The 21,369-nt window shown below is 69.6% G+C and carries 14 protein-coding genes; 8 read left to right on the top strand and 6 right to left on the bottom strand.

All coding sequences use genetic code 11. The annotated features are described in order from the left end of the window. From ACFE65_RS14860 to ACFE65_RS14850, 3 genes are all read right to left on the bottom strand, one after another. A partial coding sequence (locus ACFE65_RS14860; protein WP_375383150.1) for a CHASE2 domain-containing protein occupies positions 1–814 on the bottom strand: 814 nt, incomplete at its 3' end. Continuing rightward, positions 811–3,897 (bottom strand): CHAT domain-containing protein, encoded by a 3,087-nt coding sequence (locus ACFE65_RS14855; RefSeq protein ID WP_375383149.1) that lies wholly within the window; start codon positions 3,895–3,897, stop codon positions 811–813. The genes ACFE65_RS14855 and ACFE65_RS14860, both read right to left, overlap by 4 nt. A 145-nt stretch (positions 3,898–4,042) precedes the next feature. Beyond that, the gene (locus ACFE65_RS14850; protein ID WP_375383148.1) at positions 4,043–4,894 is read right to left on the bottom strand and encodes a YitT family protein; all 852 of its coding nucleotides are present in this window, start codon (positions 4,892–4,894) and stop codon (positions 4,043–4,045) included. A gap of 316 nt (positions 4,895–5,210) precedes the next feature. On the opposite strand from ACFE65_RS14850, the gene ACFE65_RS14845 reads away from it, so the two are divergent. The 5 genes from ACFE65_RS14845 to ACFE65_RS14825 all read left to right on the top strand — a co-directional run bounded on the left by ACFE65_RS14845 (position 5,211) and on the right by ACFE65_RS14825 (position 15,446). Further along, positions 5,211–6,950, top strand: a complete 1,740-nt coding sequence (locus ACFE65_RS14845; protein ID WP_375383147.1) for a hypothetical protein — start codon at positions 5,211–5,213, stop codon at positions 6,948–6,950. 88 nt (positions 6,951–7,038) lie between these two features. Continuing rightward, the gene (locus ACFE65_RS14840) at positions 7,039–10,113 is read left to right on the top strand and encodes a TolB family protein (RefSeq protein ID WP_375383146.1); all 3,075 of its coding nucleotides are present in this window, start codon (positions 7,039–7,041) and stop codon (positions 10,111–10,113) included. Between the two features lie 22 nt (positions 10,114–10,135). Next, positions 10,136–11,206: a PrsW family glutamic-type intramembrane protease gene (locus ACFE65_RS14835; protein WP_375383145.1), complete on the top strand. Its 1,071-nt coding sequence runs from the start codon at positions 10,136–10,138 to the stop codon at positions 11,204–11,206. A gap of 4 nt (positions 11,207–11,210) precedes the next feature. Beyond that, positions 11,211–12,089, top strand: a complete 879-nt coding sequence (locus ACFE65_RS14830) for a YitT family protein (RefSeq protein WP_375383144.1) — start codon at positions 11,211–11,213, stop codon at positions 12,087–12,089. 207 nt (positions 12,090–12,296) lie between these two features. Next, the gene (locus tag ACFE65_RS14825; RefSeq protein ID WP_375383143.1) at positions 12,297–15,446 is read left to right on the top strand and encodes an autotransporter domain-containing protein; all 3,150 of its coding nucleotides are present in this window, start codon (positions 12,297–12,299) and stop codon (positions 15,444–15,446) included. Here the strand turns inward: ACFE65_RS14825 and ACFE65_RS14820 are convergent, their stop codons facing one another. The 3 genes from ACFE65_RS14820 to ACFE65_RS14810 all read right to left on the bottom strand — a co-directional run bounded on the left by ACFE65_RS14820 (position 15,447) and on the right by ACFE65_RS14810 (position 18,215). Beyond that, positions 15,447–16,970 carry a DHA2 family efflux MFS transporter permease subunit gene (locus tag ACFE65_RS14820; protein ID WP_375383142.1) on the bottom strand — a complete coding sequence of 508 codons (1,524 nt, stop codon included), beginning with the start codon at positions 16,968–16,970 and terminating at the stop codon, positions 15,447–15,449. A gap of 685 nt (positions 16,971–17,655) precedes the next feature. Then, on the bottom strand, positions 17,656–18,045 hold the full coding sequence (locus tag ACFE65_RS14815) for a hypothetical protein (RefSeq protein WP_375383141.1): 390 nt from the start codon (positions 18,043–18,045) through the stop codon (positions 17,656–17,658). 2 nt (positions 18,046–18,047) lie between these two features. Beyond that, on the bottom strand, positions 18,048–18,215 hold the full coding sequence (locus tag ACFE65_RS14810; RefSeq protein WP_375383140.1) for a hypothetical protein: 168 nt from the start codon (positions 18,213–18,215) through the stop codon (positions 18,048–18,050). A 197-nt stretch (positions 18,216–18,412) separates the two neighbouring features. Here ACFE65_RS14810 and leuC point away from each other — a divergent pair, with 197 nt between their 5' ends. The 3 genes from leuC to ACFE65_RS14795 form a co-directional block, all read left to right on the top strand. Then, on the top strand, positions 18,413–19,843 hold the full coding sequence (leuC, locus tag ACFE65_RS14805) for a 3-isopropylmalate dehydratase large subunit (RefSeq protein WP_375383139.1): 1,431 nt from the start codon (positions 18,413–18,415) through the stop codon (positions 19,841–19,843). 136 nt (positions 19,844–19,979) lie between these two features. Next, on the top strand, positions 19,980–20,609 hold the full coding sequence (gene leuD, locus ACFE65_RS14800; protein WP_375383138.1) for a 3-isopropylmalate dehydratase small subunit: 630 nt from the start codon (positions 19,980–19,982) through the stop codon (positions 20,607–20,609). Then, a partial coding sequence (locus ACFE65_RS14795) for an NADPH:quinone oxidoreductase family protein (RefSeq protein WP_375383137.1) occupies positions 20,572–21,369 on the top strand: 798 nt, incomplete at its 3' end. The genes leuD and ACFE65_RS14795, both read left to right, overlap by 38 nt.

Genomic DNA, 21,369 nt, shown 5'->3' with positions numbered 1-21,369 from the left:
TCAGCTTCGTCAGCGGCGTATCGAACCGATCGGTGTCGGTGATCTCGCCGCCGACCAGCACCCGCCGCCCCGCGATCTGGCTGCGCAACGCCGCCGCGCCCGCGTCGCTGTCGAACAGGTCGATGGGCAGCGATTCGAACACCGGGCGATCCGCTGCGGCCGGCAGACGGAAGGCGATGCTGCGCGCGACCGCGGCATGCGGCGCGCCCGGCGTCATCAGGTCGGCGAGCAGCGGCGGCAGTTCGTCCGGCCGCGCGGGCCAGCTGCGGATCACGCCGTCCATGTCGGGCTGGAGGAGGATGCTCGCCGGGCGCACCTGCGTGCCGCGCAGCGCCTGCGCGATCCGACGCTCGAACTGCTCCTGCCAATACAGCACTGCGCCCTCGTTGGTGGCGTTGGTCGCGAACGCGAGGAAGGTCGGCGTCCGCATCGCGCGCAGGGCGGCGATCAGTTGCGGGTCCTCGGGCTCGGGCTGGTCGACGAGGATGTCGATGCCGATCCCGGTCGCCCCCAGCGCGTCGATCCGGCGGAGCGCGCGGGCGAGGAGCGCGCGGTCGAGCGGGGAACGCCGTCCGGTCTTGGCGAGCGTGTCGTCGTTGAAGACGACCATCACCACGCGTGGGTCCTGGTCGACGCGCGGCGCCGTCAGCACGACGCGCGTGTCGTACATCGCGCGCTCCGCATCGGCCGCCAGCGGCACGTGCCAGGCGAACCGGGCGGCGAGCAGCGCCGCGACCAGCAGGACGAAGGCAGCGATCAGGCGGACCCGGCCGATGCGCCGGGCCAGCGCCCGGATGCGCGTTGGGCGGGTCATCGCGGCTGCAACACGGGCTGCCGTCCGTCGCCGATCAGCGCGAAGCCGGCCCAGTAATAGGGGTGCGACGTCGCGGGCACGTCCATCAGCCGGCGCTGGGACGCGCGCAGCGCGGTGGCGGCGGCCGTTCCGCGGGGGGCGGTGAACAGCCCGGCCACGAGCTGCTCGGTCGCGCCGAACGTGTCGGGTGCCGGCCAGTGGCTCGCGAGCACCGACCGGGCGCCGGCGCCGATGAACGCCCGGACCAGCCCGTCGAGCGCGCTGCCGCCGCCCGTCTCGACGCCCGCCGCCCGCGTCGCCGCGACGTCCGCCGATCCGGCCGTGTCGCACGCCGACAGGATCACGAGGTCGGCATCGAGGTGCAGCCGGTAGATCTCGGCGAAGCTCAGCAACCCGTCCGATCCCGCGCCGCCGAACGAGGTCAGCAGCGCAGGCTGCGCCGGACACTCGCTGCGCGGCGCGACGAGCAGGCCGTGGGTCGCGAAGTGGACGATGCGGTACTTCGCCAGATCGTCGCGGCCGATGATGTCCGTGTCGGTGAACTTCGCCTCGGTCAGCACCTGGCCGTTGCCCGCGCCGACGATCCGCTGCGCGGTGAGCAGCTCGGCGGCCGCGACCGGATGGCTCCACGAGCCGAGCGGCCAGCGGCAATCGACCAGCGTCGCCGGCGGCGTGTAGCTGGTGAGTTGGAGGAACGGCGGGACGGGCGCGTTCTGGCCGAAGCCCAGATAGGTGCGGGGCGCCTGCGACGCCGGCGTCCGGCGCAGGTCGCGGAACGCGCGCGCGGACAAGGCGACGCTGACATCGTCGTCGCGGCCGAGCCAGGCGATCCCGGTCAGGTCATAGGGATCGCCGCCGGGCGCTGCCGTCCGCGCGCGATACCGGTCCACCCCGGCCTGATCGGCGATCAGCAGCGTGACGGGCAGGCGGAGCATCGCGCCGTCGGGCTCGACGATCAGGTGCCCCGCGCGCGGCAGGTCGGCGGCGGCAGGCCCGGCGAGCGCGACGTACAGCGCGCGGGCCGCCCCCGTGTCGAACGGCCGGGTGACGGTGGCGTCGCCCTGCGCCAGCGCGACCGAAGCGCGGATCGCGTCCACGCGCGCGCCGAGCCCGTCGGGCGTCAGCGGCACCCTCCACGCGCGCATCGCGCCGGGCGTCACCAGCAGCGCATAGATCGACGGCCCGACGACGCTCAGCTTCCAATAGCTCTCGTCCGGCTGCAGCACCGCGCGCAGGTCGGCGAGCGACAGCGGCTGGGTCGCGATCGCGCGATAGGCGGGGAAGCGCGCGAGCTGCGCCTGGGTGGCGACCTGCTCGCCCTGCACCAGCACGAGCTGCGCACGGTCGGCGGCGATGCCTTCGCGGTCCGCCGGGGTGGGCGCGGGGAGCGCCGCCAGCCGCGCGAGTTCGAGCTGCAGCACGTTCACCCGCCGCGTCTCGTTGAGCGACTGGCGGAACAGCCGGCTCGCCTCGCCGCCGCCGCCCGACAGTTCGCGCGCGAGCGTCGCCTGCGTGTCGGCCACCCCTGGGCGCAGCAGCACCTGCGACGCGGCGAACAGGTCGTTGCCGAGCGGAGGTTGGGCCGGCAGCCGCTGGACCAGCAACCGGAAATATGGCTCCAGCAGATCGGCGAACCCGCCCGACGCGCCGCCCGCGGCGCCGAGCGACGCCACGACGTCGCGGTACAGCGCGATCGCCTCATCGACCTTGCCGTGGCGGCCAAGAAAACCCGCCAGCCGCGCCGAGGCGGCGTCGAAGGCGATCGAGTCCGGATATTCGCCCGCCACGGTGTCGCGTGCTTCGCGCAGGAACCGCTCGGCGGCACCGACCTGCCCGGCGTTCTCCGCCAGGGCGGCGCGTTCGGTCATCACCTCCGCGCGCAGCCGCGCGACCGAGGCGACGCGCCCCTCGCGGAGGCCGTCTAGCGTGGCGGTCGCCCGATCGAGTGCCGCGGACGCTGCGGCGGGCTTGCCCTGCTGGCGAAGGATCGACCCGCGCAGCGCGTCCGCCTGCGCATCCAGCACCGACGCGCGTTCCGACGGCGTCAGCCCGGTGTCGCGACCGACGCCGAGCTGTGTCGCCAGCGGCAGGCGCCCGTTGAGCGCGTTGGCCATGTCCCGGTCGATCTCGCCGGCCACCGCGGGCACGGCGCGGATCGCGAGCGGCGCGTCGAGCATCGTCAGCGCGCCCGCTCGGTTGCCGCGGTTCATGAGGTCGAGCGCGCGATCGTTGCGTTGCTGGCGCAGCGACACCGGATCGCTGGGAAGCGTCAGTGCGGCCTCGGCGAACAACGTCTCCGCCTCGTCGAAACTGCCGAGATCGGACAGCTGGAGCGCCCGGTTGACCAGATACTCGCCCCGGTCGGTCGCGGTGGCCGGCGCGCCTGGACCCGTCGCCGTACGCTGGAGCAGGGTCGCGAAGAATTGCGAGGCTTCGGCGTAATTGCCGCTGTTGTTGCGCCGGTATCCTTCCGCCATCGCCAGCGCCGGATCGAGGCTTCCCGCCTGCACGCGCGCGAAGCTCGCCGTGTCGCCCACGTTGGTCAGCGCGATGGTGATGGGCCCGTCGACGACGCGATCCGCCACCAGCGTCCGCAGCCCGAGCTCCAATGCGGAGCGATAGCCGCTCAGCCCTTCCGCATCGTACAGCGTGCCGCGGTGCGTGGCCGACAGCACGTCGTAGAACACGCCGCCCGGCGCGGCGCAGCGACGCACGGAGACGCGGCCGACGTCCTTCAACGCCGTCTCCGGCTCGTCATGGCAGCCGGTCAGCCCGGTGCGTGTCCCGGTGAGGCGGCTCGCCGCCCGATCGCCGTCGTCACGCAACGCATAGAGCCTTCCGACCGGCGCGGCGGCGTCGCGGCAGACGAGGTTGTACGCGCGGTCGAACAAGCCCGACGCCGCCCTGTCGGCGGCGCTGCGCTGAGCCTGGCACAGCGTGTCGCCGCTGGTGCCTAGGCGGAAGCTGTCGACCATGCTGGGGCGGACCCGCGCCTGCTGCACGACCGACGCGCCGCCGGACGCATCGCCGCACAGGGCGGCGAGTAGCGGCAGGGCACGGATCGGGACGGACCACCAGCGCATCGTTCATGCCGCAGCGGCGGCTCCCCTCGTTTCGCTGCGAAAGGGGTACAGCGCGTCCGAAACCCCGCAACCGGCATCCGGGCGAGCGCCGGTTGATCGCCCAACAAGTCGGGAAATGTCGTGATTTGCCCGACCGGCCCCGGCGCTAGTGCCGCGCGCGCCGGCGCAGGACGCCGCCGACCGCCTCCTTGGCGGCGGCGGTGACGACGAACGCCTTGGGGTCGATGCGATGCACCAGGTTGCTCAGCCGCCGGACCTCGAGGCGGGTCACGACCGTCGAGATGATGTCCACCGGGCGGCTGACGTGGAAGCTGCCCGGCAGGAAGCCGCGCTCACCCTTGTACACGGTGATCCCGCGGCCGAGCTCCATCACGAGCGCGCGCTTGATCGCGTCGCTCTCGCCCGACACGATCGTGACGCTGGTATATTCCTCGAGCCCCTCGACGACGTAGTTCGTGGTGCGGGACGCCGCATAATAGGTGAGCGTCGAATAGAGCGCCGATTCCAATCCAACGAGCGCGGCGGCGATCAGGAATATGAGGACGTTGAACGCCAGGATGATCTCGCTGGTGGTGAAGGCCACGCGCTTGCCCGTGTAGAGCGCCAGCACCTCGATGCCGTCGAGCGCCGCGCCGCCGCGCATCGCCATCCCCATGCCGAGGCCCAGGAACACGCCGCCGAAGATCGAGACCAGCAGCCGGTCCGACGTCACGATCGGGTAAGGCACCACCAGCAGGCACAAGCCGAGCACCGCGACGCTGAGCAGCGTCTTGATCGCGAAATCCTGCCCGATCAGTCGTGCCCCCAGCATGATGAAGGGCAGGTTCAGCGGCACGATGAGATAGGCGATGTTGAGCCCATACGCCTCGCGCAGCAGCAGTGACGCGCCGGTCAGGCCGCCGTCGAAGAAGTGGTTCGGGATCAGGAACCCCTTGAGCGCTAGTCCGGAGAAGGACACGCCGACCAGGCAATAGCCCAGGTCGGCGAGCCAGGTCATCGGCGAGGTAACCGGTCGTTGGTGCCCGTCGGTCATGCTGCCTCGCGTGCGATGGATGGGTTCGGCGATGGCCCCGGCATAGCTGCGCCAGCGCGGCGGGAAAGTCCCTGTCGCCGCATGTCGCGCCCGCTTTCGCCTCGTGCCGCCTCGTGCCCGGATTTGTCGTGACGAAGCGCGGCGGGCGCGCTGGTAAATATGTCGGAACGGCAAGTCCTCGTCACCGCCGGTGACCGTGCGCGTGCCGACAGGGGCCGGGCAGCCCGATCCTCACCGCCGCGTGAGCCGCTGTTCCGCCCAGCCAAGGGGAAGAGTCGCGATGAAAATGACCGCTTCTAGAGACCGCAGGCCGCTGATCGTCGCGGCCGTCATCCTGCTGGTCGCCATCGCGGCCTATGCGATCGGCCGCGTCTATCCGACGCGCGGGCCGATGGCCGGGACGATCGTCCCCGCCGACCGCTACGTCTCGAGCCAGGTGGGCGCGGGCGATGTCGCGCTGGGCGACACGTCGGTGCCGCAGCTGATGCAGACGGACGCGTTCGAGGTGATGGTGAAGAACCCGAGCTTCCGGGCGCTCGCGTCCGATCCGGGCTTCTCGGCGCTCGCGCAGAACAGCCAGGCGATGGCCGCGATCGCCGCCAATCCGAAGGCGTTCGCGGCACTGGCGCATGACGCCAACGCGTTCCAGGCGATGCTGGGCGCGGCGGGCGCGACCGCGGCGGGGATGCGCGCGGCGTCCGCGATGAACGCCAGCGCCTTCGCCGCGATGGCGAGCAACGCGCAGGCGTTTGCCGCGATGGCCTCCCAGCCGCAGGCGTTCGCCGAGATGGCGTCGCACCCGCGCGCGTTCGCCAGCATGGCCGCGCACCCCGACGCGTTCCGGGCGATGGCGATGAACCCGCAGGCGTTCGCCGCCTACGCCTCCAACATCCCGGCGTTCGAGGCCGCGGCACGCGCCGGCACCGTGCCGGCGATGGCGGCCGCGGCATCCGCGTTCCAGGCGCTGGCCAGCGACCAGCAGGCGATGGCGGGACTGAGCGCCGAGCCGCAGGCGTTCTCGGGCATGGCAAGCCAGGCGGCGGCGTTCCAGTCGCTCGCGCGCGACGCGCAGGCGTTCCAGGCGGCGGCGAACGTCCAGGCGATGGCGGCGATGCGCGCCGACTCCGCCGCGTTCCGCGCTGCGGCGCAGGATGCGGCGGGCCTGTCGGTCATGGCGCGCTCGGCGCAGGCCTTCGCGTCGCAGGCGGCCGCAGCCGGCATGACGTCGCAGGCGATGAGCGCCCAGATGGCGTCGGCGATGGCCGGCAACGCGCAGGCGTTCGCGCAGATGGCGTCTCAGCCTCAGGCGTTCGCCGAGATGGCGTCGCACCCGCAGGCGTTCGCGAGCATGGCCGCGCATCCCGAAGCGTTCCGGGCGATGGCGTTGAACCCGCAGGCGTTCGCCGCCTATGCGTCCAACGTCCCGGCGTTCCAGGCGGCGGCGATGCATGCCAGCAGCATGGCGGCGATGGCGAGCCAGGCTTCGGCGTTCCAGGCGCTGGCCAGCGACCAGCAGGCGATGGCGGGGCTGAGCGCGGACCCGCAGGCGTTTTCGGCGATGGCGAGCCAGGCGGCGGCGTTCCAGTCCCTCGCGCATGACGCCCAGGCGTTCCAGGCGGCGTCGAGCGCGCAGGCGATGGCGGCGATGCGGGCGGACGCGAGCGCGTTCCAGGCGGCGGCGCGCAACGCGGCCGGGCTGGCGTCGATGGCGCGTGCGGCGCAGGCGTTCTCGGCCCAGGCGACGGCGGCCAGCCTCGCCGCCCATGGCGTGGGCGCGATGAGCGCGCAGGCGATGGGCGCCATCGCGCAATATCCGCAGGCGTTCGCGCAGATGGCCGCCAACCCGCAGGCGTTCGCGCAACTGGCGCAGCAGCCCCAGGCGATGGCGGCGCTCGCCAGCAACGCGCAGGCGTTCCAGGCGCTGGCCATGCAGCCGGCGTTCGCGGCGCTCGCCAGCAGCCCGGCGTTCGGGGCGATGCTGCACGACCGGTCGTTCGCCAACGCGGTCGCGGCGCAGTAAGCGAGTGGAGGGCTCGCGCGCGCCGACACTGCCGGGTCGAAGGTCGGCGTACCATCCGGACAGGCGGCGGCGACCATGGCCGGGGTGGATGGTGGCGGCGGCATCGCTCGCGCCGGCGCCGGGGGTGGCGCAGGTCATCCCCGCTCCGGCGCCTGCCGCGCCGCCCGTCACGACCATCACCGAACCCAAACTAGCCCTGCCCCCGGCCACGTCGGCCGACCCGGCCCTGCCGTCGGTGCCGGCGCCCAACCCGGCACCCGGCCCCGCCGACGACGCGCACAAGACGCCCAACCTTCACCTCTCAAGGTTACAGACGCCCGACCTGTCGCTGCTCTATTTCGATCCGGGGCAGACGTATCTGACGCCCTATGTCGCGCGCGCGTTCGAGAACGCCTTCGCCTATCACCGCAAGCGGTTCGGCTGGACGCCGTGGGACCGCACCACCGTGCTACTCAAGGACTTCTCGGACTATGGCAATGCGGCGGCGCGCTCGTCGCCCAACAACGCGATCCTGCTCGACGTCGCGCCGCTGGCGCAGACCTACGAGACGTTCAGTCCCGGCGAGCGGTTCTACACGCTCAACAACCACGAGCTCACACACGTGGCGACGATGGACGTGTGGGACGCGCACGATGCGGGCTGGCGGCGGTTCCTGCACGGTAAGCCGATGCCAGTCGCCGAGCATCCCGAAACGATCTTCTACAACTACATGGCGACGCCGCGCGTCAACGTGCCGCGCTGGTATCTGGAGGGCAGCGCCGTCTTCATGGAGACGTGGATGGCGGGCGGCCTGGGGCGCGGGCAGGGCGGCTATGACGAGATGGTGTTCCGCGCCAAGGTGCGCGACCAGGTGCCGCTGTTCTCGCCGCTGAAGCTGGAGTCCGAAGGCACGGCGATCGACTTCCAGGTCGGCGTCAACGACTATCTCTACGGCACGCGGTTCATGAGCTGGCTGGCGCTCACCTATTCGCCGGACAAGGCGGTGCAGTGGTGGCGGCGTGACCAGGGCAGCGCGGGCTATTACGCGACGCAGTTTCGGCACGTCTTCGGCAAGTCGCTCGACGACGCCTGGCACGACTGGACCGCCTGGGAACAGGGCTTCCAGGCGAAGAACCTCGCCGCGCTCGCACGCTATCCGCTGACGCCCGTCACGCATCTGGTACCGCACGGACTCGGTTCGATCTCGCGGACCTTCTACGATCCCAAGACCAACAGCCTGATCGGCGCGTTCCGTTATCCAGGTGTCCTGCCGCATGTCGGAGTGCTGTCGCTGACGACGGGCAGGATCAGGCGGCTCGCCGACATCAAGGGCGCGATGCTCTACAACGTCACCTCGCTCGCCTATGATCCGGACGCGCGCGAGGCCTATTACACGGAGGACAATTACGCGCTGCGCGACATCGTCGCGATCAACATCGACACCGGCAGGCGCCGCACGCTGCTGCGCGACGCGCGGATCGGCGATCTGGTGGTCGATCCCAAGGACAAGGCGATCTGGGGCATCCGCCACGAGAACGGCTTCTCGACGCTGGTCCGCATCCCCAGACCCTATGCGGGGTACAACCAGGTTCACACGTTCGACTTCGGCACCACGCCGTTCGACCTCGACGTGTCGCCCGACGGCTCGATGATCGCGGCGTCGGTCGGCGAGATCGACGGCGCGCAGACGGTGCGGGTGTGGCGCACCGAAGGGCTGACCCCGGGCACGCCGCTGTCGGAGGCCGCGCATCTGGCGCTGGCACCTTCCACGCCCGAAGGCTTCGTCTTCGCGCCCGACGGCAAGTCGATGTACGGCACGGCCTATTATACCGGGGTGTCGAACGTCTATCGGTTCGACATCGCGTCGGGTCAGGCGACGGCGGTCAGCAACGCCTCCACCGGTTTCTTCCACCCGCTGCCCCAAGCGGATGGCTCGCTGATCGTCGACGAGTTCGCGGGCGACGGCTTCACGCCCTCGCGCATCATGCCGGTGGCGCGCGATAACTTGGGCACGATCGCGTTCCTCGGCACGCAGGTGGAACGCGCGCATCCCGAGCTGAAGGACTGGGGCGCCGGGTCGCCCGCGCGCGTGCCGCTCGACGCGATGATCACCGCCCGCGACCATTATGTGCCCACCAAGGAGATGCACCTGGATGCCGCCTATCCGGTGATCGAGGGGTATAAGGGCAATGTCGCGGTCGGGTACCACGTCACGCTCGAGGACCCGCTGCAGTTCCACCAGCTCCAGGCGACCGTCAGCGTGTCGCCGCTCGGCAGCCTGCCGACGGGAGAGCGGTTCCACGTCGACCTGCGCTACAAGACGCTCGAATGGGACCTGCGCTACTGGCACAACAGCGCCGACTTCTACGACCTGTTCGGGCCGGTGGAGCGCAGCCGCAAGGGCGACGCGGTCATTGTCGGGTACAAGAAGGCGAAGATCTACGACCCGCCGCGCCAGCTCGACGTGTTCGGCCAGGCGGCGGTCTATACCGGGCTCGACCGGCTGCCCGACGCGCAGAACATCCGGTCCGGCTTCGGCACGCTGGTGACGGGGGAGCTGGGCGCGAAATACTCGAACGCCAGCAGCTCGCTCGGCGCGATCGACCATGAGAAGGGGGTGGGCTGGAACGCGATCGTCGACGGTTCCTACGCGCAGGGGGACTTCTTCCCTGACTTCCACGCGGGCGGCCAGATCGGCCGGCCGCTGCCGCTGCACAATGCGTCGCTATGGCTGTACGCCGATGCCGGCATCGCGAGCGGAGACCGGACGAACCCACTCGGGAGCTTCTATTTCGGGTCGTTCCGCAACAACTATGTCGATGATCGCAGCGTCAAGCGCTACCGCGAGCTGGAGAGCTTCCCCGGCTTCGACATCGACGAGATCGCCGCGCGGCGGTTCGCCAAGGCGACGGGCGAGCTAAACCTGCCGCCGATCCGCTTCGCGGAAGTGGGCACGCCCAGCTTCTTCCTCGCCTCCGTGCGCCCGGCGCTGTTCGCGGGCGTGTTGGCGACGGAGCAGGCGAGCGGTGCGCATCCGATCTATGCCGACATCGGCGGCCAGATCGATCTGAACTTCACCGTCGCGCTCAGGCTGCCGATGGTGCTGTCGGCCGGGATCGCCGGAGGGTTTCGCGACGGCGCCTATCGCCGGACCGAGCTGATGATCTCGCTGAAGATCCTGTGACGCGCGCGCGGGCCGCGATCCGGTGACGGGCCTGCTGACGCTCGACGGGTTGGTGGCGATCGCGCCCGTGCTGATCCTGCTGCTGCTGTTCGAGTGGCTCGACGTGTTCCACCTGATGGGCTGGCGTGAGACGGCGGGCGTCCTGCTGCTCGGCGCGCTGGCGGGGATCAGCGCCTATCCGGTCAGCGGACGCCTGCTCGACGCGATGCCGATGGGCTTCTCGTTCTACAGCCGGTTCGTCGCGCCGTGGATCGAGGAGGCGCTGAAGGGCGCGGCGATCCTGGTGCTGTTCGCGCGCAACCGGATCGGGTTCAAGCTCGATGCCGCCATCTCGGGCTTCGCGGTGGGCGCCGGCTTCTCGGTGGTGGAGAACGTCTTCTACCTCGAACGCTTCGGCCATCTGGCGCTCGGCGTGTGGATGGTGCGGGGGCTGGGCACCGCGATCATGCACGGAGCGACGGGCGCGACCTTCGCGATCGCGGCACACCAGCTCAACGAGCGCGACGCGCGGCGGCCGGGGGTGCGGTGGCGCCTCCATCCCGCGCACTATCTGCCGGGTTACCTCGTCGCGGTCGCCGAGCATGTGCTGTTCAACCAGTTCCCGGACCGGCCGCAGCTTGCGATGCTGACGATCCTGATCGTCGCGCCGCTGGTCGTGCTGCTCGTCTTCCGGTTCGGCATCCGCGAGGCGGAAGGCTGGCTGGCGGCGGAGGCGCAGGAGCATCGCCAGGCGCTGGAGGCGCTGCGCGCGGGCCGGTACCCGCAGTCCGAACCCGGCAGGCTGATCGAGGCGCTGGCCGAGCGGCTGTCGGGGCGGACGCCGGCCGACGCGATCCGCGCCTATCTCCAGGTCCAGACCGAGATCGCGCTGCGGGCGGAGGAGATGCTGGGAGCTGAAGCCGCCGGCCACCGGACGCCCTTCGCCGACGCGATCCTGTTCGACCGCCAGCGCGCACTGCGCGACCAGCTGGGCCGCACGACGCTCGCGCTGCTGGCGCCGGTGATGCCGTTTTCCCGCAACGAGCTGTGGGAGATGCGCGAGCTGGAGCGCAAGGCCGGGCGTCGCCACGACGACCGGCCGGCACGGGGCTGATCGCATGAAGGACCAGGAACGCGCTCGCCTGAAGGCCGCGGCGATTGACGCCGGCTATGTCGCGGCGGGCGTGCTGCTGTCCGGCTTCGCGCTCAAGGGCTTCATCCTGGCGAACGGGTTCCTCGATGGCGGGACGACGGGTCTGTCGCTCATCATCCACGCGTTCGTGCCGGTCGACGTCGGATGGCTGGTCGCGCCGCTGAACCTGCCGTTCATCCTGCTCGGTCGGCGATTGATCGGCAACGCCTTCGCCTGGCGGACGCTGGCCGGCATCGTCGCGCTGTCGGTCTGTCTGTTCGTCGTGCCCTATCCGGTGATGACGTCCGATCGAGTGCTGGTGGCGATCTTCGGCGGGCTGTTCATGGGCGGCGGCGTGGGGCTGGCGATGCGCGGCGGGGCGGCGCTCGACGGGCTCGACATATTGGTGCTCTACAGCGGGCGGCGGCTTCCCTTCACCACCAGCGAGATCATCCTGGCGATCAACGCCGCGATCTTCCTGGCCGCCGCGGCGCGGCTGGGGGTGGAGACCGCGCTCTACTCGATGATGACCTTCTACGCCGGCTCGCGCGCGAGCAACTACGTCGTCGACGGCATCGAGCAATATACCGGCATCACGATCGTGTCCGCCCAGAGCGAGGCGATCAAACGCGCGATCGTGACCGAGCTCGGCCGCGGCGTCACCGTCTATCATGGCGAGCGCGGGTTCCTGCCGGGCAGTTTCGATGTCAGCGCGCCGGTCGCGGTGCTGACGACGATCGTCACCCGGCTGGAGGTGCGGCGGCTGAGCAACCTCGTCCGCGCGATCGATCCACGGAGCTTCATGGTCACCGCCGTCGTCAAGGAAGCGGCGGGCGGCATCCTGCGCCGGCATGCCGCGCCGTGATGGCGAAGAGCCAGAAGGCTCCACTCACCGATCGGCGGGCGAGGTGACCTGCCCAGATGGATCCGCCGACCTGAATACGCATCGCCGTCCGTCACGAGGTAACGGGATGCTACCGATCCGGATCTGAAATCTTTGTACAGGTTCCGTCACACTCGAAGGACGCGGTGCGACTTAAGCGGGTCCCATCACTATCGCGAACGGGGCTTCATGCGCTACGATCCTGCCATCTTCCTCTCCTCTGTCGCGATGATCGCGCTTACGGCGCCCGCCGCCGCGCAGACCACCATATCCACCAGCACCAGCGTGCCGGTCAGCACCGGCACCGCCGCGAGCGGGGCGCCCAGCGACGTCGTGATCGGATCGGGTGTGACGATCACCGCGCCGTCGGGAACGGCGGTGACGATCAACAGCAACAACTCCGCCACCAACAACGGCACGATCACCTTCACCGGTGTCGAGAACAGCACCGGCATCGGCGCTACGACCGGGCTGGCCGGAACCATCGCCAACACCGGGACGATCACGAACACTGAAACGTCGACCGCCGTCGACGAGAACGCCGACGGCAACATCGACGGCCCGTTCGCGACCGGCGCCAACCGGTACGGCATCCATGTGACGGGAGCCGGCACCTTCGCCGGAGGGATCACCAACAGCGGCACGATCACCATCGTCGGCAACACTTCCGCCGGCATCGCCGTCGACGATACGCTGGCCGGCACGATCGCGAACACCGGCACGATCACGGTGTCGGGTGCGAACAGTTATGGCATCCATGCCGGCACCGTCACCGGCAACGTCACCTCGTCGGGCGCGATCACCGCGACTGGGCAGGGCGCGGTGGGCATCGCGCTGGACGGCGACGTCGGCGGCACGGTGACGCTCAGTTCGTCGGTGACCGCGACCGGCTTCCGCGGCGGCGCGTCCGTCTATGCGACGCCGATCCCGGACGACCTCTACATCGGCGGGCCGGCGATGCGGATCGCCGGCAATGTCGCCGGCGGCGTTTCGCTGGCCACCGGCAGCGCGCTCACCAGCTATGGCAGTGCGCCCGGCTTGCTGATCGGATCGGCGACCCGGGCCATCACCCTCTCGCCCGTGTCCGGCTCGCCCTACGGCCTCGTCATCGCCGGATCGGTCACCGGAGCCGGCGTCAACCTCAACGTCGACGGCACCGGCGTGGCGATCGGCGGGCTGGGCGGGGCGACGACGATCGCCGGCGGCATCGGCCTGTCGGGCACGATCGTGTCTTCCGCCTATCAGTCAAATGCGACCGGACTGACGCTGGGCGCAGGCGCGAGCACGCCGACGCTCGCCGTCACCGGCACGATCACCGCGACCGGCGGTGTCGGCGTCTTTGCGGCGAACGCGGTGGCGGTGCAGGCGGGCGCGAGCCTGCCTTCGATCACCAACACGGGCACTCTGGCCGCGATCAGCAACGGCAATACCGGCACCGCGACCGCGATCCGGGACCTGTCGGGCACGCTGACGTCGATCGTCAACTCGGGCCAGATCTCCGCCACGCTGGCCGGCACCTATCTTCCGAGCCAGGCGACCGCGATCGACCTGTCGGCCAACACCACGGGCGTCACCATCACCAACGCGCTGGCCAGCAGCACCAGCACCGTCATCCCTCACATCACCGGCGCCGTGCTGACCGGCAGCGGCAACGACACCGTCGCGGTATCCGCCGGTACCCTGAACGGTGCAGTGTCGCTGGGCGCGGGAACGAATACGCTCGCCGTCTCCGGTACCGGCGGCGTGATCGGAGCCGTGGACCTCTCGGGGGGCGTAGGTACGGTCGCGCTGTCGGGAGCGGGCGCGCTGACCGGTAACGTCACCTTCGGCGCCGGCAGCAGCATGACGCTGGCCGGTACCGCCGTCTTCACCGGCGCGGTCGTCCAGAACGGTAACCCGATCGCCCTGACGATCGGGGGCGGGACCTTCAACGCCACCAACACCGGCACGATCGCGCTGTCCAGCCTGTCGGTCGGATCGACCGGAACGTTCCGCGTCAACCTCGACCCCACCACGGGCATCAACACCTTGTACGCGGTCTCGGGCGCCGCGACGATCGCGAGCGGCGCGACGGTGGCGCTGAACATCACCCATTTCCTGCCGACCGCGCAGAGCTACACGATCCTGACGGCAGGCAGCCTGACCGGCGGATCCGGCCTGTCGGTCCAGAGCTCAAGCCTGCCGTATATCTATGCCGCCGCCCTTACCGCGAACACGGGGGCGGGCGCGGGGACCGTCGTGCTGGCGATTCAGCCCAAGACGCCGGCGCAGCTCGGCCTCAATCGCTCCGGCACTGCCGCCTATGTCGCGACCTATGCCGCGGAGCAGACCGACGCCACCGTTCAATCCACCGTCCTGTCGATCAACAGCGACGCGCAGTTCCGCCAGTTGGCGAGCGAGATGCTGCCCGAGCACGCAGGCGGCATGTTCCTGTCCACCATCATGGTCTCGCAGGCGGTGTCGGACTTCGAGGCGCAGGCGTCCGCGCCGCGCGCCACCAGCGGCCGGCTCGGCCTGTGGGTGATGCAGGCCGGCTCGCTGCTCAGCAAGAGCCAGGGCGACACGCAACCGTTCCACCTTTCCGATTACGGTCTGGGTATCGGCGCCGAATATGGGCTGGGCGCTTTGGGTACGGTGGGGCTGGCCTACGACTGGTCGTACAACCGGGTCACCGACCCCGAGAACGCCAACGAGCTGAACGGCTATATGTCGGAGTTCGGCGCCTATTGGCGCGCGGGCTGGGGCGGGCTCAAGGTCCATGCGCATGGCGCGTGGGGTCATGTGGCGCAGGGCAGTCTGCGCGAACTGCTGTCGCCGACCAGCAACCTGTCAGTCCTCGAAACCGCGGGGGCAAGCTGGACGGGAACGACGATAGCGGCCGGCGGCGGTGGCAGCTACGAGGCAGCGGTAGGTCGCCTTCGGTTCCGCCCCGCCGTGACGGTGGACTATTTCCGCCTCGACGACGGCGCGCATACCGAGACCGGCGGCGGCACCGCGTTCGACCTGTCGATCGCGGAGCGGCGCAGCAAGGCGGTGACCGGCACCTATTCGCTCAACGCCGGCTATGTGCTGACCCAGTCGGACGACGTCGCCAGCCGGATCGAGATCGAAGTGGGCGACAGGCAACGGCTGAGCGGCAGCCTTGCCGACACGGTCGCCAGCTACGCAGGTGGCCAGGCCTTCACGCTCCAGGCGGACGCGCTGCGCTATGGCCCACAGGCGACAATCCGCCTGGCGATCGGAAGCAACGCCTTCTCCGTCGTCGGCGAGGCGAAGGCGCAGAAGACGCAGGGCATGGTCGCGGAGAGCGCCAGCGTCGGGCTGCACTTCAACCTTTAGCTACCGTCCGCTCAGCTCGTCGCCGGCATGGGGATCGAACCGGGCGTTGACGGTCACCGCCAGGAGCGAGATGGCGGTGACCGTCCAGAAAGCGGCCGAGAAGTCGTCGAACCCCGGAACGACCCGGTGTCGCGCGACCATCGACAGGTGCAGCGCCGCGCCGCCCGTGCAGATGCCCAGTGACAGCATCAACTGCTGGAACGTCGAGTAGAAGCTCGTCGCCGCGCTCATCCGCTCCTTGCCGATCTCGTCATAGGCGATGGTGTTGTACGCGGTGAATTGGAACGAGATCAGGAAGCCGGACACAACCAGCACCGCGAAGATCGCCGGTAACGGCCAGCTCGGGCGGAACAGCCCGCATACCGCGTATGAGCCGGTTCCCAGCAGGCCCATGGCGATGAGGCTGGATCGGAAGCCGAACCGGTGCAGGATGCGCCGCGCCAGCCCCTTCATGCCGAACGAGCCGATCGCGGTCGCGACCGTCATCGTGCCGCTCCGCGCCGCGGACAAGCCGAAGGCGAGCTGCATCATCAACGGCAGCAGGAACGGCAACGCGCCTTGGGTGATGCGGGTCAGCGAGCCCCCGATCACCGACAGCCGGAACGTCGGCACGCGCATCAGCGACACGTCGAGGATCGGGTGCTCGGTGCGCCGGGCGTGCAGGATGTACAGCCATCCCGTCAGCGCGCCCACGACGATCAGCATCGCCGCGGTCCGCGCCCCGCCCGCCCGGCTCGCGAGCTCGAACCCCGACAGGAAACAGCCGAGCGCCACCGCGGAGATCAGGAAGCCGCGTGCGTCGAACGGGTGGGTCGACGGCTCGCGCACGTCGGCGATGAACCAGGTGACCAGCGCGATGCCGAGCACCCCGATCGGCAGGTTGAGCCAGAAGATCCAGCGCCAGTCGAGATAGGTCACGATGAAGCCGCCGACCGGCGGCCCCAGGATCGGCCCGATCAGCGCCGGCATCACCAGCCAGGACATCGCCGACACCATGTCGCGCTTGGCGACCGAGCGGAGCAGCACCAGGCGCCCGACGGGGATCATCATCGCGCCGCCCGCGCCTTGCGCGAAGCGCGCGACGATCATCGCCGACAAGGACGGCGACAGGCCGCAGGCGATCGAGCCGAGCACGAACAGCGCGATCGCCGCGCGGAACACCAGCTTCGCGCCGACTCGGTCGGCCAGCGTGCCAGATGCCGGGATGAAGATCGCCAACGCCAGCAGGTACGAAGTCAGCGCGACGCTCATCTCGGGCGCACGCACGCCGAAATCGCGCGCCATCGTCGGCAGCGCGGTCGCCAGCACCGTCGCGTCGAGATTCTCCATGAACATCGCGCAGGCGACGATCAGCGCGACGGTGCGATAGTTCGCGCCGGGTGACGCGCCGCCGTGCTGGTCTTCCGTCGTCGCGATGCCGCTCGCCGCCGGCACGATCCCGTCGCGCGACTCGGCGTGGACGGAGGCGATGGCGCGACGCCGCGGCCGGAGCAGCAGGCGCGGGTCGAAGCGGGGACGAGGCATCGAACGGCCATCGGACCGCGGGATGCGGCTGACAACATCAATTGCACCGGCGAGCGCGCGGACGGAGGTTCGCGTACGTCGGATCGGGTCGCGGCCGGTTAGCACCCACATCTGCCCGATCGGAAGCACAGCCCGCGGTTCTTTCGAACAGCATCTATCGGCCACCGTGTTCAGGCCGAAGGGGGAGTCCAGAGTGACCTTCCAACGAGGAAAGGCCCAACAATCCCGGTTCCAGATACCGGAACAAGGATGCGTGTCAGTGTGGCAGTGGTTTCACGCCATCATGACGCGGCCCATCCCAATACTCCCCTGGTCATTGGTCGACCGCACACTCTGCATACACTGGTGCAGCCTTCCATCGACTGCTTGGCACGGCGACGGGATGGCCGATGCCGGCCGAACAGGCACTTCAATCGTTGCAGCATATCGATCTCCAATTGTTGGCGACAAAGATATCATGACAACCGAATTGAAATAGCACTTGGTTTAGGGTCGGAGTATCATCGGCAATGCCATGCCGTGGACGGGTCCGTTTCATAACGGGACGTGGCGGTTCGCCCGATCGGCTGGGGATCGCGTCACGACTTTTGCCGCGACTGTACAACGGCCGGGCGCGCGATGTCCGATCGCGCGATCCCTGCCTGTCCTGTCCGACGAGTTCTCGTCAGGCCGGTCCGACCGTCTTTTACACGCCCGCCACGACCGCTTCGATCTTCGCCGCCGCGGCCGGCGTCATGGCGACGAAGGTCCCGTTTGCTTCTTTCCGTTCCGCCAACACGCCGGATCCCACGAGATAAGCGATCCAGCGTCTTCCCGTTTCGGCGTCGAGGCCCGCCACGAAGGTGGCATCGCGGTCCCGGATCGAGCGGCCCTCCACCTGAGCGAGATAGAATATGAATATCAGGTCCCACGCCTGCGCGCTCAACGAGGGGCCGAATATCTGCCTACGTCCCGTCTTGAAGTCGGTCCTCAGCGTTGCGATGGCGCGGACGACGTCCACGCAATGACCTGCATTTTCCACGAGACCGTCCCACGTTATCATGGGTTTCCTCGCATGCACCATGCCGGCGGCCAAGCCTATTTCGCCTGCAACTCCGTATACCGCCGCTCGACATAGGCATGGACCTCGCACAACAGCGCTCCCAGCAGGAAATCCTCCCGGTCGTCGGCGATCGCGATCATCGACGTCAACTGCTCGTCCATCGACTTCAGGTGCGTTCTGAAATCGCCTTTGTCTGCTGGCATGTCCGGCCCTCACCCAACACGAACAAGTAAAACATATTTGGCGCTCTGCACCGTAACATGGATTTACGAAACGTTCGAATCCTCCAGTTGCGGGGTCGTTGTGAGTTGTCGCTCATCCGACCGGTGCCACGGACCGGCGCACGCGCCGGCCTGCGCCTGCTTGCCGATCCGGGATAAACGGTTAACACCGCGCGGTGATGGCCGATCCTGCTCCACGCACCCTGTACGAGAAGATCTGGGACGCGCACGTCGTCGAGCGGCGTGGCGACGGCACATGCCTGATCTACATCGACCGGCATCTGGTCCATGAGGTGACGAGCCCGCAAGCGTTCGAGGGGCTGCGCGTCGCGGGGCGCCGTGTCCGCCGCCCCGGCCAGACGCTCGCGATGCCCGATCACAACCTGCCCACCACCCCGCGCCGCGACGCCGCCGGACGCGAGCTGTCGATCGCGGATGCCGAGAGCGCGACCCAGCTTAATGCACTGCGCGCCAACGTCGCCGAGTTCGGCGTGCCCTATATCGACGCGCTCGCGCCCGAGCAGGGGATCGTCCACGTTGTCGGACCGGAGCTCGGGTTCACGCTCCCGGGCACGACCTTGGTCTGCGGCGACAGCCACACCTCCGCGCATGGCGCACTGGGTGCGCTCGCCTTCGGGATCGGCACCAGCGAGGTTGAGCATGTGCTCGCCACGCAGACGCTGCTGCTCCAGCAGTCGCGCACGATGGAGGTGCGGGTCGACGGCACGCTCGGCTTCGGGGTCAGCCCCAAGGACGTCGTGCTGGCGATCATCGGCCGGATCGGCGCGGCGGGCGGCACGGGCCATGTCATCGAATATACCGGCGAGGTCATCCGCGCGATGAGCGTCGAGGGCCGGCTGACCGTCGCCAACATGTCGATCGAGGCGGGCGCGCGCGCGGGCCTCGTCGCACCGGACGAGACGACGATCGCCTATCTGAAGGGCCGGCCGATGGCGCCCGCCGGCGCGGCCTGGGATCAGGCAGTCGCCTGGTGGCGCACGCTACCGAGCGACTTGGGCGCGCGCTACGATCGCACGGTGACGCTGGACGCGACCCACATCGCGCCCGCGCTCACCTGGGGAACGAGCCCGGAGGATGTGGTCTCGATCACCGGCGCCGTGCCGTCGCCCGACAGTTTCGCGGACCCGGCGAAGCAGGCCGCCGCGCGCAAGTCGCTAGAATATATGGGCCTGACGCCCGGCACGCGGATGCAGGACGTGCCCGTGCAGCATGTCTTCATCGGCAGCTGCACCAACAGCCGGATCGAGGATCTGCGGGCGGCCGCGTCGGTCGCGGACGGCCGCCGCGTCGCCGACGGCGTCCGCGCGCTGGTGGTGCCCGGCTCCGGCCTGGTCAAGCGGCAGGCGGAGGCCGAGGGGCTGGATCGTATTTTCCTCAGCGCCGGGTTCGAATGGCGCGAGCCGGGCTGTTCGATGTGCCTGGCGATGAACCCGGACAAGGTGCCGCCGGGCGAGCGCTGCGCCTCGACCAGCAACCGCAATTTCGTCGGGCGGCAGGGGCCTGGGGCGCGAACCCACTTGCTCAGCCCCGCGATGGCGGCGGCGGCGGCGGTGACGGGGCGGCTCGCCGACGTTCGCGAGTTGATGTAAGAACGACAAAAGGGGTTGAGGACATGAAGCATGTGTTGGCGTTGCTGGTGGCGGGCGCGGTTCTGAGCGGCGTGTGCGCCTATGCGGCGATCGCGCGCCCGACGGCGACGGCCGCGTCGGAGACGGCGAAGCACTGATGCGTGCCGTCACCCATGTCTCGGGCGCAGCCTATCCCTGGGGCGCGAAGAACGTCGACACGGACGTCATCATCCCCGCGCATTGGCTGAAGACGATCAGCCGGACTGGCCTTGGTTGCGGCGCGTTCGAGACGGTGCGTGGCGTGCCGGGCAACGTGTTCGACGATCCCCGCTACGCCGGCGCGCCGATCATCGTCGCGGGCGACAATTTCGGCTGCGGCTCCAGCCGCGAGCATGCCGCCTGGGCGCTGGTCGACATGGGCGTACAGGCGGTGATCGCGCCGTCCTTCTCCGACATCTTCTCCGGCAACGCGGTGAAGAACGGCATCGTCCCGGTGGTGCTGCCGCAGGAGGCGATCGATCGCCTCGTCGCGGTGGCGCAGGACCAGCCGATCACGGTCGATCTGGAGACGATGACGGTCACCACGCCCTATCAGGACCGTTTCCCCTTCACGCTCGACCCGTTCCGCCGCCGATGCCTGATGGAGGGGCTGGACGAGATCGGCCTGACGCTGGCACAGGATACCGCGATTTCGAATTATGAGGCGGCGGCGATCCAGCTCCGCCCGTGGATCGCGGGAGAGAGCCGATATGAAGGCCATGTTGTCGAGGGCGCCGGGCGGACCTGAAACACTGGAACTGGGCGAACTGCCCGATCCGGTGGCCGCCAAGGGCCAGGTGGTGGTGACCGTCCACGCCTGCGCGATCAACTATCCCGACGTGCTCATCATCGAGGACCGGTACCAGTTCAAGCCGCCGCGCCCGTTCGCGCCGGGCGGCGAGATCGCCGGCGTCGTCGAGCAGGTGGGCGAGGGCGTGACCGGCTTCGCGCCCGGCGACCGGGTAATCGCGATGGTCGGCCACAACGGCCTGGCGGAGAAAGTCGCGGTCGATGCGGGCCGGCTCTATCCGCTACCCGAAGGGCGCAGTTTCGCGCAGGGTGCGGCGCTGCTGCTGACCTATGCCACCACCATCCACGCGCTGCTCGATCGCGGACGGCTCCAGGCGGGTCAGTCGCTGCTGGTGCTGGGCGCGGCGGGCGGCGTCGGGCTCGCGGCGATCGAGCTCGGCAAGGCGTTCGGCGCCCGCGTCGTCGCCGCGGTCTCGTCGGAAGAAAAGGCGCAGGCGGCGCGCGACGCGGGTGCGGACGAGACGATCGTCTACGGTCGCGCGCCGTTCGACCGCGACCAGTCGAAGGCGCTCGCCGAGCGGTTCAAGGCGGCGGGCGGCCCAAATGGCGGTGGAGCGGGCTTCGACGTGATCTACGATCCGGTCGGCGGCGACTATGCCGAGCCGGCGCTGCGCAGCATCGGCTGGGCGGGGCGATATCTGGTCGTCGGCTTCCCCGCCGGCATCCCCAAGCTGCCGCTCAACCTGACGTTGCTCAAG

The sequence above is a fragment of the uncultured Sphingomonas sp. genome (assembly GCF_964237335.1).
Lineage (GTDB): Bacteria > Pseudomonadota > Alphaproteobacteria > Sphingomonadales > Sphingomonadaceae > Sphingomonas.
This window is presented reverse-complemented; position numbering and strand designations above follow the sequence as displayed.

What these genes read in the sequence shown, in the direction of transcription:
- leuC (WP_375383139.1), top strand. Translation starts at nt 18,413, where the DNA reads ATGGCCGATCCTGCTCCACGCACCCTGTACGAGAAGATCTGGGACGCG.
- ACFE65_RS14825 (WP_375383143.1), top strand. Translation starts at nt 12,297, where the DNA reads ATGCGCTACGATCCTGCCATCTTCCTCTCCTCTGTCGCGATGATCGCG.
- ACFE65_RS14840 (WP_375383146.1), top strand. Translation starts at nt 7,039, where the DNA reads ATGGTGGCGGCGGCATCGCTCGCGCCGGCGCCGGGGGTGGCGCAGGTC.
- leuD (WP_375383138.1), top strand. Translation starts at nt 19,980, where the DNA reads ATGCGTGCCGTCACCCATGTCTCGGGCGCAGCCTATCCCTGGGGCGCG.
- ACFE65_RS14830 (WP_375383144.1), top strand. Translation starts at nt 11,211, where the DNA reads ATGAAGGACCAGGAACGCGCTCGCCTGAAGGCCGCGGCGATTGACGCC.
- ACFE65_RS14845 (WP_375383147.1), top strand. Translation starts at nt 5,211, where the DNA reads ATGAAAATGACCGCTTCTAGAGACCGCAGGCCGCTGATCGTCGCGGCC.
- ACFE65_RS14855 (WP_375383149.1), bottom strand. Translation starts at nt 3,897, where the DNA reads ATGCGCTGGTGGTCCGTCCCGATCCGTGCCCTGCCGCTACTCGCCGCC.
- ACFE65_RS14820 (WP_375383142.1), bottom strand. Translation starts at nt 16,970, where the DNA reads ATGCCTCGTCCCCGCTTCGACCCGCGCCTGCTGCTCCGGCCGCGGCGT.
- ACFE65_RS14850 (WP_375383148.1), bottom strand. Translation starts at nt 4,894, where the DNA reads ATGACCTGGCTCGCCGACCTGGGCTATTGCCTGGTCGGCGTGTCCTTC.
- ACFE65_RS14810 (WP_375383140.1), bottom strand. Translation starts at nt 18,215, where the DNA reads ATGCCAGCAGACAAAGGCGATTTCAGAACGCACCTGAAGTCGATGGAC.